We start from the raw sequence: 18,165 nt of genomic DNA on the forward strand, positions 1-18,165 counted from the left end.
CAGCTCTTTTTACAGGGCTTTGTTCTCTTCTTAATGCACTCGATTTATTAGAACGATATGACCCAGGAGAACTTAAACAAATGCTTCGCCAAATAATAGGAGAAGCATTTGTGTAGATACCTATGGGTCAAGCCGAGGTACGTAGGGGTAGTAAAAATCGTACTTCTTAACCTAATATACTCCAACATGCTTTGGATTGACCAAAGCATCAACAAAGTGCCCACTACGTAGTCAGCTTGATTGCAACATCCACCGATGCTGGTATATCACTTCGAACCTGGATACCTCAGTTAAGTCGATTTGTGTTTCATTTGGTATGTTTTAGAAATAACCTCTTGAACTTCTTGTTCCCCAAAAGACAAGCCCTTCTTATTCGCCCACATTGAGAATTCCCGAAGAGATTCACTCGTTGATTCTGAACGCTTATCCTTTAGCCATAATGCATGTGCAACTGATTCAGGACTCAATTTTTTAGACTGGATCCCTTTCAAGAAACTTGGCTTAACTATTGTTTCTTCAGAAGCACCAGACGTTGGAGTTGGTTCCAGAGAAGTATCCTCTTCCTCATGCCCTGAATTACTGAATGATTCTAACTCAAGTGTTGTAGAAGACTCTGAGCTGGAAAGTTCTTCAACGGAAGGTGCTGAAAAATCACTGATGGATTCAGAATTCGGTATATCAACATCGTCCTCTTGCTGTTGGCTTTGAGTGATAGCTCCAATGCACTGACTGAGGGATGTAGTGTGAGCCATTAGAGACTCCTCTTCAATCGATGTAATTATTTCTTTATATCGACGCTCTTCTGCTGCAAAATGTTGTTCATTTTGCTTTATCATGATTCCAGCAGAAAATCCTCCCACCAATAGTGTGGTTGCGGCTGCGGCTATTGCGATGCCTAGTGGCGCAAGCACCCCAGTCAACGCTAATGCCACGCCAACACCCGCTAACAAACCAATCAATAATCCCTTACCAAATGGGCTTAAGTTTCGGCTTAAAAAACTTCGTGTATGAACGGTTGGTTGTTCTACGGCTTGCAGCGCTTGAGAAAGTGAGCGTACTTGCTCAGGAATGTCAGTCATCAATTGCTGATAAGAGTCTATTGATTCTAACATGAAGCCTTGTTTCATAGCAGATATTTTTACATCGGCTACATTTTGTGCCGTTTTTTTATGAAATGCCTTCACAGCTTCTCGAACTTGAAATGGAAAAGATTTTAGATCGTCCGTTAATATTGCTAATAAACGGTTCATATAATCCTTATAAACGTCCTCATTAAGCAAATCAGCGTGCTCAAGTTCATATTTTATTTGTTTAACAACTTCCTGCGGAACTTCTGCTTGCTCAGCAAGTGTTATGAACAGTTGTAGTTCAGTTTTTTTGTATTCGTATAAACGTTGGGGATCAAAAATCGTATTAGGTTGAATGCATAGATGTAAAACACGTAAAGACTCTTCGTTAATGGAACCATTTTTATTAAATAATGTTGATATTAGACGAAATACTTTATCACTACGAATAGCTTGACGAAGCTCCCCTGAAAACGAAGCAAAGCCATCTACAATAATTTCAGATTGCCCTTCATTCGGTACAAAATTTTCCGTCGCAAAAACTTCAACCGCGCGATCTTTCGGCGCTGCAGTTATATTTTGTAACGTGGTGATAATCCATCCTTTTTCTTTTTTATCAGGGGTTAAATCATCCAGCATCGCAATGAGTGAGAATCCAGCTGGATTCCCTTCATCATCGATATAAAAGAAACAAACACTAACTTCATTTTGGCTTAATTTTTTAGTGAGATGAGGTTGTGAGTTCATCAAAGGAACAGAAATATTAACGGTATAGATCACGTGGCCGATCGATGCTCCGGTTAAATTTCCTTGAGTATATCCAGGGTAAACCCCTGGTGCTAATTGATGCCCAAAGGGTGTTGATACCACCCAGAAGGATTTTAAATCTTCCACTGTTCTACCATCAAAATCGATATAGCAGGTTCGAGGAAGATCTTTTAACATAGTTGTTAAATAATTCCTAAGTTGGCTTTTTTGTTCCTCTGTATATTGGCTTGAATCCTCAGGGAGAGCATCTATTTCTGGAGAAAGATAGATACCCTCAGGCAAATCAAAAGACTCAGGAACCTTATCGTAAGTAATTTGATATCGTTTTAATTTCATGGAAATCACTCATAAAATGATTATGTTAATCTTATAGTTAAGTATAAAGCGAAATTCTTAAGGAAATATGAAGAATTGTGCACTAGTTGGGTAAAACGCTTTCAAGTAGCTTGCGAGTATAAGGTTCTTTAGGATTTTGAAAGATATCATCAGAAGAACCTTCTTCAACTTTTTTACCGGATTTCATAACCAGTACCTCATCGGCAAGATAAGCAACAACTGCCATATTGTGCGTTATAAACAAATAAGATAATCCTTGTTCTTGCTGCAAATCTTTCAAAAGATTAATAATTTGAGCTTGAACGGAAATATCAAGAGCACTGGTGGGTTCATCGCAAATAAGTAGCTCAGGCTCGGTTGCTAAAGCTCGGGCGATGCAGATCCGTTGTCTCTGGCCACCTGAGAATTGGTGGGGGTAACGAGACAAACAATTTGCCGGCAAATTCACTTGCTCAAGTAAGTGAACTTGTTTTTTCTTAATGTCTCGCGTTCTAATCCCTTGAGCGAGCATGCCTTCTGCTAGGATTTCATCAATTGTCCATCTAGGATTCATCGAAGAATAGGGATCTTGAAAAATAATCTGCACTTTTTTGCGAAACTGTCGTAATGCATAGCCTTTTAATCGAGTAACCTCCTCATCATGAAATAAGATTTTTCCTGATGTAATGGGCTGTAGTTGCATAATGGTGCGAGCAATGGTTGTTTTCCCACAACCCGATTCACCCACTAACGCCAACGTTTTACCTTTTTTAATCTCAAATGAAATGTCATCAACGGCCTTAAAAACTTCTCTGGTTCCTTTTAAAAGACTTCCTGATATAAAATGAACCGACATATTGTTGACCTTCAAGATGGGTTCAGCGTGATTCTCAAGCTCAGCCCATGTCTCATTATGATTCGGTAAATCGGGTGGGACAATATGTTCTGGATATAGATGACAACGAACCTTTCGCTGCTCAATCGGTTGAAGCTCGGGTTCAATTTCGTTACATGGCTCAAAGACATGGGCACACCGAGGATGAAAACGACATCCTATTGGCATAGCATCCAACGTGGGCACCGTACCTTTAATGGTATGAAGCCTTTGCCCTCGCTTAGCAATAGAAGGCACGGATACCAGTAATTCTTGCGAGTAAGGATGTAAAGGTTGCTTAAAAAAGTCATCGACCGTTGCATTTTCAACAATCTGTCCAGCATACATCACGCAAACTCGATCAGCCGTTGCTTTGACCACTGTTAAATCATGTGTTATCAGCAGCATGCTCATTTGGTGGCGAGCTTGCAATTTTTTTAAGAGCGTAAGAATTTGCGCTTGAATCGTAACATCAAGCGCTGTGGTGGGTTCATCAGCGATTAATATTTCAGGATTACAAGCCAACGCCATGGCAATGACAATCCGTTGCTTTTGCCCTCCAGATAATTGATGTGGATATTGGATAAGCCGTCGCTCAGGATGAGGCATTTCCACTTCGTTTAATAAGGCAATCATTTGCTTTTGTCGCTCAGACTGACTTAAGGATTGATGCTGCTTTAATGCTTCAGATAATTGCTGGCCGATAGTTAGCACAGGGTTTAGTGCGGTCATTGGCTCTTGAAAGATCATCGCGAACCTTCGCCCACGAAACGTACGCATGAGTTGTTCAGGAAGATTTAAGAGATTAACGCCAGCGTAATTGATCTCACTTTGTTGCCCGTAAACTCCATAGAGAGGCAAAAGACGCATTAAGGCTAAAGAAGTCAGCGATTTTCCACATCCTGATTCGCCAAGTAATGCGAGTGTTTCACCAGGATAGAGCTCAAAACTTACGTCTTTCACCGCAACGATGGGAGCTTCCTTGGTTTTAAACGCAACACTTAATCGTTTGATTTCAGCTGCATGGTCCATCGGTAAAATCGGTTAAAAACGAATGAATACACTTTAGCAAGGGTTAAGAGAGGATTCAATGCATACCTGGTTTTCCAAAGCTTGCTTTTTCTCTTGATTCATCAAGAAGTCGCTCAGAAGAAGTTTTGATCCCTAATGCTTCCCTCGCTTTTTTAACAAACTTGGCTAGTAAGTTAGATACCCAATTTTTGCTTATCGAATGTTCTTTTAAGGCACTGCTTTTTTCAGCTGTAGTCATTCTTTCTGCACTATTTTTATAAGGACTTCTTTGTACAACCTCTTTGTTATTGCATATTTCATCTGTTTTTTTTAAAAAATTATGAAGCACTTCAGTAGCCTTATCCTCAGTCATGGAATCGATATGAGCATTAAGTCTCTCAGAATGAGCCGTTACTTTAGACGCATAGGGCATTTTTTTATCAGTAAGCGTCGATTGGTTTAAAATATCTTGCTGGAGGGAATGAAAAACCTCTTCCATAACGGATTTACGAGCCCTGATTCTACTGACATCGGCGTTATTTAGGCCCCATGATCCCTTAAAATTTTCATTGGTGATCGTTCTATCGATATCGTCTAATTTATCAATTTCTTTTAAAAAACCAGCTGTAATTTCTTTTAGACAAGTCTTTTTGGGAGAATCTGACATGAATGTATTAAGAATAAGTGATTATATTATAATCATAGCTGATTTTATTCAAATTGCTTTTATTAAGACATCATGTAAAAATCATCAAAGCTGGGGGTAGCTTAAATCTACGACTTGCCTGTTTTCTCGACTTGTCCACGGAATCAAGGCATACTTCGCTAAAACACTGGACAACGCGTCAAATCCAGCTGCATAGGGCATGAGGTGGATTGTCAACAGGCCATAGATGGGCTAGAAAATTTTTTTTGAGCTAGAGTGGTTGAAGCATTACACATTAAAACGAAAATGCATGACATCACCATCTTTAACAAGATATTCTTTTCCTTCTAAGCGTAATTTTCCTGCTTCTTTAGCGCCTTGTTCTCCGCGATAAGCAATGAAATCATTATATGCGATAACTTCCGCGCGAATGAATCCTTTTTCAAAATCGGTGTGAATCACGCCGGCTGCTTGGGGAGCTGTCGCTCCTTGTTTAATCGTCCAAGCCCTCACTTCTTTAACTCCGGCTGTAAAATAAGTTTGCAATCCCAATAATTTATACCCTGCCCGAATCACTCGATGTAAACCAGGTTCACTTAATCCAAGGTCTTGCATAAACTCCATTCGATCTTCTTCCTCAAGCTCCATGAGCTCAGCTTCGGTTGCAGCACATAAGGCAACGACTTCAGCCTGTTCCTTTTCTGCAAACTCGATTACCCGGTTTAAATGAGGATTATTTTCATACCCGTTATCATCCACGTTTGCAATGTATAGCACAGGTTTTGCGGTGAGTAAGAATAATCGGCGACTCACTGTCGCTTCATCAGGAGTTAATTCAAGGGTCCTTACAGGATAGCCTTCATCCAGATGCGCTTTGATTTTTTCCAGTGTTGTTGTTTCAAATGCTGCTTCTTTATTACCGCTTTTATTTAATTTTCCAGCTTTATTGAGGGCTTTTTCTACGGTTTCCATATCGGCTAGAGCAAGTTCGGTATTGATCACTTCAATATCATCAATGGGATCAACCTTCCCTTCAACATGAACCACATCGGAATTATCAAAGCAGCGAACCACATGAGCAATGGCGTCGGTTTCGCGGATATTTGCTAAAAACTGGTTGCCAAGCCCTTCCCCACTAGAAGCACCCTTGACAAGTCCAGCAATATCCACAAACTGCATCACCGCCGACACGGTTTGCTCAGGCTTTACAATCTCGCTTAACGCAATTAATCGAGGATCTGGAACGGTAACCATACCCACATTAGGTTCGATCGTACAAAAAGGATAATTGGACGCTTCAATGCCCGCTTTGGTTAACGCATTAAAAAGAGTGGACTTTCCTACATTGGGTAAGCCTACAATACCGCATTTAAATCCCATGAAAACCTCATTTAAAATGATACATTGAGTGGAGTGAACTCTTGTATTCGTAAAGCTGCATGATTAAAGATTCCCCTCTTCCATTAATAGGAGAGTGGGGGTTTCGTGAGAAATATATTTAATCACCAACATTAATCTGATTCATCGCTTTGGCGAGATTACCTGATAAAATGGTAGGTATCTCATCCACGGCACGATCAATGGCGTTAAAAATGGCCTCACGCTCAGGAGCACTCGGTTTGCCTAATACATAATTTAAGACCAGTTCTTTATGACCTGGATGGCCTATCCCAATCCTTAACCGATGAAAATGATTCATCCCCAATTGTTGAATCGAATCCCGCAGGCCATTATGTCCTCCATGCCCCCCGCCTGTTTTTAACTTGATGCGACCTGCTGGCAGGTCGAGTTCATCATGGGCTACCAATATTTCTTCGGGCTTAATGCGGTAAAATTGGGCAACGGCTCGAATAGGCATGCCGCTGTGGTTCATAAATGTTAAGGGAAGAATAATTTTGCAAGTCTTATCATCGATTTCAAGATGAGCTAGCTCGCAATGCAATTTCTTTTCTGGTTTAAACGTAAGATTATAACGGTTCGCTAATTGTTCGGCAAACCAGCCGCCTGCATTATGGCGCGTTTGCGCATAGGATGCACCTGGGTTTCTTAAACCGACGATGAGCTTGATGGTCATGAATGAACGTTTTACGCCTTGATTTTAATAAACAAGTTGGGTTGAGCAACCCCGTGCTCAACCCAAGGCGAATTACTCAGGTTTTTCTTCACCTGATTCTTCAGCGGATTCTTCACCAGCTTGTTGAGCTTCCAGAGACTCAGGTCCAGGAATGGTTTCAACTTCTGGAGCTTCTGCTTCAGGTGCTGGTTCCAATTCAACACGGGGTTCGTGAATGCTGACCACAGGGTGATCATGCCCGCCTTCTGTTGGATCAATAGATAATTGAACGTTCTTAGGCAATTTTAAATCAGACAGATGCAATACATCATCCATTTCCATATCAGATAAATCGACTTCGATGTATTCAGGAAGATCTTTTGCTTGGCAGCGAACTTCAACCTGGTTCATAGTATGACTAACTAAGCCACCCGCTTTCACGCCTTTGGATTTCTCTTCATTGATAAAATGAATAGGAACCATTTTAACAAGAACATCTTTCGCGCTGACACGCTGTAAGTCCATGTGCATAATGATGGGTTTATATGGATGACGCTGTAGATCTTTTAAGATAACCTTTTCTTTTTTCCCATCAATCTTTAATTCAAATACACTCGAATAGATGCTTTCAGTTTCGAGTGCTTTTAACACTTTATTATGTAAAAGATGAATGGATTGTGGATCTTTATCACCGCCATAGATAATAGCAGGTACTTTATTTTCTTCGCGACGTAGGCGGCGGCTCGCACCTTTCCCTATATCGTTTCTAGTTTCTGCTTCTAAAGTAATTGTTGACATTCTATAAGTCTCCGTAAAAAAACATATCCCCATGCTAACCATTTAGCATTTTAACCTTGCGACCAGGCTAATTGGGGTTGATTCTGCAACGCTTAGTGTTTACAGACTGTTGCTTGAGACAAACTCTCAAATAACAAGTGCGCGGAGTATACAATATTTTAAATACAACTTGAAGTCGTCTCGGTAATTTTATAGAATGTGCACCTTTATTGAACCCATGAAGGCCAAGCAGGCGAGTTGGAGAATTAATTATGTATGCGGTAATCAAAACAGGCGGTAAACAATATCGCGTTAAAGAAGGCGATGTTTTAAAAATAGAACAACTGACCGCTGATGTTGGAAGTAACGTAAAATTTGACGAAGTATTGATGTTAACAGACGGCGATAAAGTAACTTGCGGAACTCCTTTGGTTGACAAGGCCGTAGTTAACGCTGAAGTCGTCGAACATGGCCGTCATAAAAAAGTTAAAATTATTAAATTCCGTCGTCGTAAGCACCACATGAAGCAAATGGGTCACAGACAGTACTATACTCAAGTTAAAATAACTGGTATTAAGAAATAAGTGCAAACTAAATTTTGTAATAAATATTTGGTTTTGCCCGTTTAAGAGGATATTGCAATGGCACATAAAAAAGCAGGCGGTAGTACACGTAACGGCCGCGACTCAAATCCAAAGTATCTTGGTGTTAAACGCTTCGGCGGTCAAATGGTGAATGCAGGAGAAATCTTAGTTCGTCAACGCGGAACGAAATTTCATGCTGGAGAAGGTGTAGGACTGGGACGCGATCATACACTGTATGCGTTAGTATCAGGCCTTGTTCGGTTCACCACCAAAGGTGCTCAAAATCGTAAGTTCGTCATGATTGATCCAGCTGCTAGTGAAGTCAGCGAAGGATAATCGCATCTACGTTCCCTAAAGCATAAGAATTGTCGGAAGCCTTGTCCGGCAATTCTATCCCCTTCCACCAAAGAACGCCTATCTTTAAGAGCTAAAACAATGCGATTCGTAGATGAAGCCACCATTAAAGTTGAAGCCGGTAAAGGCGGTAATGGCTGTCTTAGTTTTAGACGTGAAAAATATGTTCCCCGCGGCGGCCCGGATGGTGGGGATGGTGGGGATGGCGGCAGCATTTTCCTTGAAGGAAACCAGGATTTAAACACCCTCATTGATTTTCGTTATCAGCGCCAGTATAAAGCAGAGAACGGCGAAGGTGGGATGGGTGGAAACTGCACCGGTAAAAAAGGCGACGATCTTATTATTCAAGTGCCCGTGGGAACCATGGTGTTTGATGTTGAAACCGACGAGCTCTTAGGCGATATCAAGCAAGCTGGGGAGAGGCTCTTGGTCGCTCAAGGCGGATTTCATGGCCTAGGAAATACTCGCTATAAAAGTAGCGTCAATCGAGCGCCACGACAAACCTCACCCGGTACTCCTGGTGAGGTTCGGCAACTTAGGCTCGAGTTACGTGTTTTAGCGGATGTTGGACTTTTAGGATTGCCCAATGCGGGTAAGTCAACCTTAATTCGAGCTGTTTCCAGTGCGAAACCTAAAGTAGCGGACTATCCTTTTACCACCCTTCATCCCAATCTTGGCGTTGTGAGAATTTCTCCGCTTAAAAGCTTTGTCATGGCTGATATTCCAGGGCTTATCGAAGGTGCTGCTGAAGGCGCCGGGCTAGGTCATCAATTTTTGCGTCATTTATCGCGAACGTGCGTTTTATTACATGTGGTTGACATCTCCCCCATAGACGGCAGTGACCCGATTGAGTCTGCAAAGGTCATTTTATCTGAACTTAAAGCCTTTGATCCGGCATTATTGCATAAACCAAGATGGCTGGTTTTAAATAAAATCGATACCATCTCAGATGAAAAGGAACTTAAAAAACGCATTGATTCCATCTGTGCTGGCTTAAATTGGCAGGGCAAAGTATTCCCTGTTTCTGCAGCAACGAAGGCCGGTACTGAAGAACTATGTTATGCCCTAATGCAATTGATTGATGAGATGAAGCAATCGGAAGCATAACCATTCGGTGGCATATTCCAATACTAGGGGACTTCGATATGGGATTTCATGGGTTTCGCTGCCTTGCTGACCATCGTTTTGATACTTTATGGTTAATTGCGTGTTAGAACTTGTGATGTTTTCCCAATATTCTTGTAACCCACTGATATAAAAATGCAATCTAGATTCGCGTTCATGAAAAGTTAATTTATGAAAATTATCCTGACGCTGAAGCGCCGTTTGCAGCCGCCCGCCTGTTGCATCATCTATAATTTCGATCGTATCGTTAAGCTCAGCAATGCGTTGTCTTAAAAGCTCTGAAGCTCGATATTCGGGAGGAGCAATAATAAAATCAGTAACAAGCGGATCAATCCGTGCTTTTATTTCACTGACCTGCTGTTGATGACAACGTACTTTAAATTCCACATAAGGAACATCCAAACGATATCCTACCTCACAATCAACGGTAGAAATGGCTTCTTCAAGCATTTGTGCGACAGCACTTTCAGCTACGCCAAATAACCGCCATTTTAACAATACTTTCCCTTTCGATTTGTTTTTTAGAAGTTCAGGCAAGACAAACTGCTCAAACATTGGCAGGCATTCTCGAGGCGGGCCTGGAAGAAGAATAAACGTTTTTTGGTTGGCTTGGGAGATTCCACCCATTGCCGTACCAAAGGGATTAGGTAGTAACACTGTGGCAGGAGGAAACAGTGCTTGCTGGCGATTTCCTGTGTTCATCGTTAGGTTTGCACGTGACAAAATACGTTCTATATGTTGAATGGCTTCTTTATGTTCTATTAACTTACGTTGTAAAAAGCGAGCCAACGCAAAACGGGTACGATCATCGGAGGTAGGACCAAGCCCTCCTATGATAATCACAGTATCTTTGTGCTTTGATAAAAACTCAAGACAGGAAATGATTTCTTGTTCTTCGTCTCCACAAGCTAATTGTAACCCAGGGGATAAGCCATCTGATGCCAAACGGTGTGCCAGTTCATGCCCGTTGGTGTTTAAGGTATCTCCGGTAATAATTTCATCGCCTGTCGCTAAAATTGCGATACTCATGGTAAATTCACTCCATTCATAAGATGGATGTCTCGCACGCTATCTACATGGGCGGCACCAGGATTTAAGCGAATTCCCCATAATGCGCGCACCGGCACTCCATAGATGTAACGAGCATCAACCACAACCAAGGGATTATCACTTGCTTTTATTAAATATCCATCGGTAAACCAATAAAAGATTTTAAAGTCTCGAGCCTGTTGGCCGGAATTATAAGCTGCCTTGGATAACTCCGATAAACTAAATGCTGGATAAAGCTTCGCGGATTGAACAAAGCTCTCTGAAAAAATTGGCGTTTTTACTTCTACCAAGACGATTTTATTGCCAATAAATCCAGCACCTCTCCAATGGGTTGAACTAGCCAATGTGGGAAAAACACGTACCTTTTTTAAATTTAGATATTTAGCTTTACCAAAGGATTCGAAGGCTGTTAATGCGCGATGATGTTGTTCTATATTAATCAGTAAAAACAGTAGCGCCAGTATTAAACCATAACAAACCCCTTTTCGATCATCCAATACACGCGTCCAAACCACACCTAATACTAAAGGAAGAGTAAAAAATGGATCAATAATGGATATAAAATCCCAAGCATAGCGAGAATTGGAAAAAGGCCAAAACAATAACGTTCCATAACTCGTGCAGGTATCCAAAAGGGCATGCGTTGCATAGCCAATTAAAGAGGCTAATAACGTGATACGCCAACGTGCTCGAAAGCGTTGGAACATCAAGAAAAATAACCCCACAACGAGGGCACCTATTGGTATAAACAATAGAGAATGTGTGAAGTGGCGGTGATAGATTAAAAAAAGCATGGGGTCATTCGATGATCGGATGAGCAAGTCCAAATCTGCCGCCATGCCTGAAACCGCGCCAATAATCCAGGCATTTTTTTTATCATAAGGATGCAATATAGCTTGCGAACAAGCTGCTCCAAGCGCTCCTTGTGTTACAGGATCCATAAGTTATGCTCGGTGGAGTGTTATTTGAGGGTAAGGCATTTCAATCTGTTCCTCATCAAATCGTTTCTTAATCTGCTCATTTAATTGGGCTCGAACGTTAACAAACTTCTTCGTATCAGTCCAAGTCATAAACTTAATTTCAATAGCAGAATCCGCAAAATTATTAATGATGGCTTGAGGAGCAGGATTATCCAATACGTCTGGATTATTATGAGCCAAATCAAGCAGTACCTTTTTTATCTGCTCAATATCGCTTTTATAGGATACACCGATAAGAATATCAATCCGCCTGGTTTTAAAATAACTCATGTTAATGATCTCAGACTTAACGATGGTCTCATTGGGAATTCGAATTCGCATATTATCAGGGGTCAAAATTTTAGTAGACAATAAATCGATTGAGTCCACCGTTCCTAAAAGATCCTTCATTTTGATGGTATCCCCTACTTTAAAAGGGCATTCAAAAATTAAAAATATCCCACTCACTAAATTTGAAGCGGCTGTTTGCGATGCAAAACTTAAAGCAACAGTAAATACCCCTGCCGCTCCTAATAATACCGTAAGTTTAAACCCAAGTTGTTGTAAAGCAGAAAAGACGAATATAAAAAGAAGGGCATAAAAGATAAGGCGTCTTGTCAAAAGAGCCTGATGCCGTGAGAAACGTTTGGTAACGGCTCGCTCAACCATAGAGCTTACTTGCTTTGCAACAATTAAACCGATAATCAATAACGCTAAGGCATAAAATAAGCCAAGCCAGTTCACAGTTGACAGAAATTCCATCGGTTCTCCCCATTTATTTACAGAATGTTTTTCTTGTTTTAAGTCACGAAAATCTTAGTGGAATATGCTCATCTAGCCAATCTAACATACATTGTTGAATTTCAGGTGGCGCAGAATCAATACTTTGCATGCAAAGAAATGCAATTTGATTGTTTTTTTCAATTTGATGTAAGCGTTGTCTAATTTTTTTAAGCGAATGAAAGGCGCCATTCACCATGATTGCTTTTAACTGTAAGTCAACCACAGCATTATGGTTTTTTAAATCTAGATGATGCGCTAAAGAAATGGGCCAAAATTGTTCTTTATCACGCAAAGGATAAACAATATTTGCCGATAATAACTCAGGGTGATTAGAAAAATAGTCTTTAAATGTTGTTTTGCATAAGGAAAAAGGAACATGGTGTAAATGAAAAAATCGTTTCTTAAACCCTACCTTTTTTGCCGTATTTTCTTGCAACGCGCGGTGTTCATCAACTGGTTTATAAAAATTTGAGGCTCTTAACCAATAAGGTAGCCAAAGAATTAGCTGAGTATGCCATTTTTTATGATGCTGAGTTTTCCACACTCCTCTAAGCACGGGTTTGTTTTGATTAAAAAAATCTTCATAGTTCAGAGGACGTACGAGTAAACAATCATCGTTAAAATAAATAAATCGCTCAGCAAGTTCTGGTATACGCCACAGCATCGACTCGATGGTAATGCTGTTAAACGTGGGAAGATATTGTTCGTATTCTTTAAATAGTTCACGATGATCAATAAGTTTTAATTTTTTTTCAAACTGTGTTCCTTGTAATAATTTCAACACAGGTGGGGTTTGATCATCGGTAACAAGAAAAATTGTTCTTATCCAAGGTGCATAATGCAATAAAGAAAAAACACTATATGTTAATTCTCCGCATTCATTAAAGCGTGTTGGAGCCGCCGAAGTTGGTCGGCTAATGCCAAGAGTAGCAAGATAATCGGCTAATTTTTTCTGATGATTCGGATCACGGCCATCCACCCAAGTGATGACCGCATCTATAGGTTCTTTATGTAATGAGTCGTTCATAAAACAAAAAACCCCGTGTCATAACGGGGCCAATTAATTAATAAAAAATCAAACTGGAGTGGAATTACTCTCCAGCTTTTTGCTCTTCTTGTTCAGCAGCAGGCCGGGCTGGTTCTGCAGCTGGTCTTACTTGGTCTTCAGCTTTTGGCTGAGCAACGGCTTCGTTGCTAACTTCAGGCTGTTTACGTTGCTCTTCTCCACCACAAGCAGTAAGGGCTAAGCCCATCACACCAGCGGCTAATAATATGGCCAACTTTTTCATGTTTATCTCCCTATTTTTTTTGTTTTTTTTGAAGAAGTTCCTTCACCAGTCTAGCAAAAATTTTTAGTATTGGAAGGACTTATTTGTACTTTATCATTTTAGTCGATCTTTTAATACCATGCTTGATGAAAATATATATACTTATGGCCAATGAACATGCGAGATTTTAGGCTGAGAGCAAATGCATGAAAATTGCTCATGGGTATGTTGCCAATGATAGGGCTAATTGCGTTTTAAAATTGACTTGATACAATGCATTTAACTTTTGGGCGTATTAGTCAAAAGAGTCCTGCCATGAATACACTTCAAATTACCCCAGGTAACCTCACAGCTAAGCTGATTCGCCAATTATTTACCACATCAACTTCTATTTCATTGGAGCCCAGTTGCTGGGAACGGGTATTGTCAGCAGAATTGCTTGTTAAGAGTATTATTCAAAAAAAACAAATGGTTTACGGCATTAATACCGGTTTTGGCCTATTAGCCAATACGTCCATCCCTTTTTCTGATTTAACAACGCTTCAACGTCGAATTCTTCTATCTCATGCAGCAGGGATGGGTGAATTGCTTCCTGATGATCTGGTTAAATTGATTCTCCTTTTCAAAATCAACAGCTTAGCAAGAGGATTTTCTGGGGTTCGTGCCATTATTATTGAGACCTTAATCAAATTTTATAATGAAGAGATTTATCCTTGTGTCCCATCTAAAGGCTCTGTCGGTGCCTCGGGTGATCTCGCACCTCTCGCTCATTTATGTCTACCGCTCATTGGAGAAGGAACTGCGCGTTATAAAGGCGAAATAATTTCAGGTGTTGAAGCGTTGAAATTGATTTCACAAAAACCACTGGAGCTTGCTCCGAAAGAAGGGTTGGCTTTAATTAATGGAACTCAGGTTTCAACCGCAATTGCCTATTATTATTTATTGAAGGCTCAAACCTTAATCAGTGCAAGTGTGATCATTGGTGCATTATCCGTTGACGCAGCAGAAGGTTGTGATACCGCTTTTTATCCTCAAATTCATGAGGCGCGGGGCCAAACAGGTCAAATTCAAGTTGCAAAAACACTTCTTTCCTATCTACAAGGCAGTGAAATACGACAATCTCACCTCGATTGTACGAGAGTTCAAGATCCCTACTGTTTACGCTGCCAACCACAAGTCGTTGGCGCAAGTCTTGATAATGTTCGACATGTAGAAACGATATTAACTAAAGAAGCCAATGCTGCTACGGATAATCCTTTGATTTTTACAGAGATTGACAAAATTTATTCCGGCGGTAATTTTCATGCCGAACCGGTAGCACAGGCATCGGACTTGCTTGCTATTGCACTCTCTGAAGTTGGCGCCATTGCTGAACGAAGAATCGCGCTTTTAATTGATCCGAACTTCAATGCTGGATTACCGGCTTTCTTAACTCAAAATCCAGGACTTAATTCTGGTTTTATGATTGGGCATGTCACTGCAGCAGCGCTTGCGAGTGCCAATAAATCTTTAGCGCACCCAGCTAGTGTGGATAGTTTACCCACTTCCGCAAATCAAGAAGATCATGTCAGCATGGCAACCTATGCTGCTTATCGCTTAAAAGACATTGTGGAAAATGTCCACGGTATTTTAACGGTAGAACTTCTTGCCGCTTGCCAAGGTATTGATTTGCGACAGCCATATAAGACCTCTAATACGCTGCAAAAGATACTAGATTTAGTTCGAAATGATGTTTCCTTTTGGGGAGAAGATCGTTATTTTGCACTCGATTTGGAAAAGGCCAAGCCAATCGTTATAAATATAGGCGATGAACAATCTCATCGGTTGTTCCCTAATGAATAAATAAATTCGTTCTTTTTATCATGTCTACGCTGATTATAAGAGGATCATAGCTCGACCACGATATTGTAACGACGATTCTCTTTACTGACTTCATGAATATCCTTTGTTAGAATCGGGATAAATTTTTTTATACGTTTCTAATCATGATGTCATCCACTCACACCCCCATGATGAAGCAATATTTGCGAATTAAAGCGGATTATCCTGATATGTTACTTTTTTATCGCATGGGGGATTTTTATGAGTTGTTTTTTGAGGATGCAAAACGCGCAGCGACGTTATTGGATTTAACGTTAACTCATCGCGGTCAATCAGCTGGAAAGCCCATTCCGATGGCAGGCGTTCCTTATCATGCCGTTGAAAATTATTTAGCACGCTTACTTAAAAAGGGTGAGTCGGTCGCTATCTGTGAGCAAACGGGAGATCCTGCCACCAGTAAAGGCCCTGTTGAAAGGCAAGTGACCCGCATCATCACCCCAGGGACCGTCACTGATGAAGCGCTTTTGGAGTCTAAATCAGACCATTTGTTATTAGCGGTTCATGAAAGTAAAGAACATTACGGACTCGCTTGGGCTGATTTAAGCGGCGGGCGTTTTCATTTGTCCCAATTAGACAACAAAGCTCAATTAATCGCGGAATTGGCTCGTTTAAATCCCGCCGAGATTTTATTAACCGAGTCTGAAATCTATACTCATCTTGCAAAATTATTTACCGTAAAGCTACGACCTGCTTCTGATTTTGATTTACAAAGTGCCGAGAAAAAATTAGTTCAACAATTTGAAGGCCAAACACTGAATGATTTAGGAAAAGCAGAATGCCCCAAAGCCATCCCCTCGGCTGGCTGCTTACTGCATTATTTGGCGATGACCCAACGGCAAGCCCTACCCCACTTAAAAACAATAACCATTGAACGAAGCGCTGATTTTCTACAATTGGATGCTTCCACCCAAAAGCATTTAGAACTGTTCGATACCCAGCAAGCGCAACGAAGCTTAAGTCTTTTTGGACTGCTAGATCATACAGCATCAACTATGGGCAGTCGCTTACTAAAGCGCTGGTTAGGCCGTCCCCTTCGACACCATGAAGCCATTATTAAAAGACAAAAAGCCATTCATGCCCTTCAAAAGGCTGAACAAGGACCTGCCATCCATCACCTCCTTAAACAAATGTGCGATGTTGAACGAATTAGCGCACGAATTGGTTTAAAATCAGCACGCCCAAGAGATTTGGTTCTATTGCGATCCACCTTATCTTTATTACCTGAGTTGGCACAGTTGCTTGCCCGTTGCCATTCGGACTTAGCCGCTCATTTACATACTGAGTTAAAGCCTCTACCTCTTCTGCATGCCTTACTTTGCCAAGCCATTAATGAAAATCCTCCCATACTGATTCGAGATGGTGGGGTGATTGCTAAAGGGTTTGATGAGGAGTTAGATGAATTACGCGAGTTAAGTGAGCATGCCACCGATAAGCTCCTTCAATTAGAGCAAAACGAAAAAAAACGCTCGGGGCTTTCTGCTTTGAAATTTGGATATAATCGCGTTCATGGTTATTATATTGAACTCAGCCGTTTACAATCCGATAAAGTTCCTGATTATTATCAAAGAAAGCAAACCCTTAAACATGCCGAGCGATTTATTACGCCGGAATTAAAAACTTTTGAAGAAAAGGTGTTATCTGCACAATCCAAAGCATTAGCCCGAGAGAAATGGCTTTACGAACATCTTTTAGAAGCTATTCAGCCTTATCTTTATTCGCTTCATAAAATAGCACAAGCCATTGCTGAGTTAGATGTATTAAATACGCTTGCCGAACGTGCCCAATCTTTAGGTTGGAACGCACCTTCTTTAAGCAGTAAGGCAGGGATACATATTAAATCAGGAAGACATCCTGTCATTGAACAACTGTTGCAAGAACGATTTATTGCAAATGATTTGGAAGTTGAACCTTCCAAGCATGTTTTATTAATTACTGGGCCGAATATGGGGGGTAAATCGACTTATATGCGACAAACCGCCTTGATTATTCTCTTAGCACATATTGGCAGTTATGTACCCGCAGCTGAAGCCACCATAGGACCAATTGATAAAATTTTTACCCGTATTGGAGCAAGCGATGATCTCACCTCGGGTCGCTCAACCTTTATGGTCGAGATGACTGAAACCGCTCATATTTTAAATCATGCCACAAGCCAAAGTTTGGTTCTAATTGATGAAATAGGCCGTGGTACGAGTACCCATGATGGCATGGCCTTAGCCTATGCATGTTGTGCATATCTGGCAAACACCATCAAAGCTTATACGTTATTCTCAACGCACTATTTCGAGCTCACTCATTTGCCTGAACAATTCTCTTCCATTCAAAATATGCATTTGAAAGCCTTAATGAGCGCACAAGGGATTGCGTTTTTATATCGTGTTGAACCTGGCTATGCAAAACAAAGTTATGGTCTTGAAGTGGCTGCTTTAGCGGGCCTTCCAAAAGCGGTGCTTTCTCTCGCAACTCAACAATTACAACGGGCTGAAACCGCCATCAAACCCCATTTCAATCCTCATCAAGAAGCTTCTTCTCTTTCAAAGATTGAAACGGAACTTTTACGAGTGGATGCAGATGCGCTTTCGCCTCGTGACGCCCTTGAACTCATATATCGTCTAAAAACATTAATGGCTGCTGAAGTAGCAGAATAATG

The 18,165-nt window shown here is 40.9% G+C and carries 16 protein-coding genes; 5 read left to right on the forward strand and 11 right to left on the reverse strand.

Annotated elements, in window-relative coordinates; genetic code table 11:
• Positions 1 to 290: 290 nt before the first annotated feature.
• From E1O41_RS07160 to E1O41_RS07185, 6 genes are all read right to left on the reverse strand, one after another.
• A complete protein-coding gene (locus tag E1O41_RS07160) occupies positions 291 to 2,171 on the reverse strand; it encodes a hypothetical protein (RefSeq protein WP_131776647.1) in 1,881 nt (626 codons plus the stop codon).
• Positions 2,172 to 2,253: 82 nt separating this feature from the next.
• Positions 2,254 to 4,056, reverse strand: coding sequence for an ABC transporter ATP-binding protein (locus tag E1O41_RS07165; RefSeq protein WP_131776648.1), 1,803 nt, complete (start codon positions 4,054 to 4,056; stop codon positions 2,254 to 2,256).
• Between the two features lie 55 nt (positions 4,057 to 4,111).
• A complete protein-coding gene (locus tag E1O41_RS07170) occupies positions 4,112 to 4,702 on the reverse strand; it encodes a hypothetical protein (RefSeq protein WP_131776649.1) in 591 nt (196 codons plus the stop codon).
• A 267-nt stretch (positions 4,703 to 4,969) separates the two neighbouring features.
• Positions 4,970 to 6,061: a redox-regulated ATPase YchF gene (gene ychF / locus E1O41_RS07175; protein ID WP_131776650.1), complete on the reverse strand. Its 1,092-nt coding sequence runs from the start codon at positions 6,059 to 6,061 to the stop codon at positions 4,970 to 4,972.
• Positions 6,062 to 6,179: 118 nt separating this feature from the next.
• The gene (pth, locus tag E1O41_RS07180; protein ID WP_131776651.1) at positions 6,180 to 6,755 is read right to left on the reverse strand and encodes an aminoacyl-tRNA hydrolase; all 576 of its coding nucleotides are present in this window, start codon (positions 6,753 to 6,755) and stop codon (positions 6,180 to 6,182) included.
• A gap of 72 nt (positions 6,756 to 6,827) precedes the next feature.
• Positions 6,828 to 7,532 carry a 50S ribosomal protein L25/general stress protein Ctc gene (locus E1O41_RS07185; RefSeq protein WP_131776652.1) on the reverse strand — a complete coding sequence of 235 codons (705 nt, stop codon included), beginning with the start codon at positions 7,530 to 7,532 and terminating at the stop codon, positions 6,828 to 6,830.
• Between the two features lie 251 nt (positions 7,533 to 7,783).
• On the opposite strand from E1O41_RS07185, the gene rplU reads away from it, so the two are divergent.
• From rplU to cgtA, 3 genes are all read left to right on the forward strand, one after another.
• Complete coding sequence (gene rplU, locus E1O41_RS07190) at positions 7,784 to 8,095, forward strand: 50S ribosomal protein L21 (RefSeq protein WP_131776653.1); 312 nt, start codon at positions 7,784 to 7,786, stop codon at positions 8,093 to 8,095.
• 57 nt (positions 8,096 to 8,152) lie between these two features.
• A complete protein-coding gene (gene rpmA, locus E1O41_RS07195) occupies positions 8,153 to 8,431 on the forward strand; it encodes a 50S ribosomal protein L27 (RefSeq protein WP_131776654.1) in 279 nt (92 codons plus the stop codon).
• 99 nt (positions 8,432 to 8,530) lie between these two features.
• Positions 8,531 to 9,556, forward strand: a complete 1,026-nt coding sequence (gene cgtA, locus E1O41_RS07200; protein WP_131776655.1) for an Obg family GTPase CgtA — start codon at positions 8,531 to 8,533, stop codon at positions 9,554 to 9,556.
• Here the strand turns inward: cgtA and E1O41_RS07205 are convergent.
• The 5 genes from E1O41_RS07205 to E1O41_RS07225 form a co-directional block, all read right to left on the reverse strand.
• Complete coding sequence (locus tag E1O41_RS07205; RefSeq protein WP_131776656.1) at positions 9,515 to 10,603, reverse strand: competence/damage-inducible protein A; 1,089 nt, start codon at positions 10,601 to 10,603, stop codon at positions 9,515 to 9,517. The two genes, cgtA and E1O41_RS07205, sit on opposite strands and share 42 nt — an antisense overlap.
• A complete protein-coding gene (locus E1O41_RS07210) occupies positions 10,600 to 11,565 on the reverse strand; it encodes a metal-dependent hydrolase (protein ID WP_131776657.1) in 966 nt (321 codons plus the stop codon). The genes E1O41_RS07205 and E1O41_RS07210 overlap by 4 nt, the downstream gene beginning before the upstream one ends.
• 3 nt (positions 11,566 to 11,568) lie before the next feature.
• Positions 11,569 to 12,345, reverse strand: coding sequence for a mechanosensitive ion channel family protein (locus tag E1O41_RS07215; RefSeq protein ID WP_131776658.1), 777 nt, complete (start codon positions 12,343 to 12,345; stop codon positions 11,569 to 11,571).
• 43 nt (positions 12,346 to 12,388) lie between these two features.
• Positions 12,389 to 13,393: a stealth family protein gene (locus E1O41_RS07220; RefSeq protein ID WP_131776659.1), complete on the reverse strand. Its 1,005-nt coding sequence runs from the start codon at positions 13,391 to 13,393 to the stop codon at positions 12,389 to 12,391.
• Between the two features lie 64 nt (positions 13,394 to 13,457).
• Entirely contained in the window at positions 13,458 to 13,655 is a 198-nt protein-coding gene (locus E1O41_RS07225; RefSeq protein WP_131776660.1) for a hypothetical protein, read from the reverse strand.
• A 294-nt stretch (positions 13,656 to 13,949) separates the two neighbouring features.
• Between E1O41_RS07225 and hutH the strand changes: the two genes are divergently transcribed.
• Together hutH and mutS are read left to right on the forward strand one after the other, a co-directional pair.
• Positions 13,950 to 15,476 (forward strand): histidine ammonia-lyase, encoded by a 1,527-nt coding sequence (gene hutH / locus E1O41_RS07230; RefSeq protein WP_131776661.1) that lies wholly within the window; start codon positions 13,950 to 13,952, stop codon positions 15,474 to 15,476.
• A gap of 146 nt (positions 15,477 to 15,622) precedes the next feature.
• On the forward strand, positions 15,623 to 18,163 hold the full coding sequence (gene mutS / locus E1O41_RS07235) for a DNA mismatch repair protein MutS (RefSeq protein WP_131776819.1): 2,541 nt from the start codon (positions 15,623 to 15,625) through the stop codon (positions 18,161 to 18,163).
• Positions 18,164 to 18,165 lie beyond the last annotated feature (2 nt).

This window comes from Legionella impletisoli, assembly GCF_900639875.1.
In the GTDB taxonomy this organism is placed as follows: domain Bacteria; phylum Pseudomonadota; class Gammaproteobacteria; order Legionellales; family Legionellaceae; genus Legionella_A; species Legionella_A impletisoli.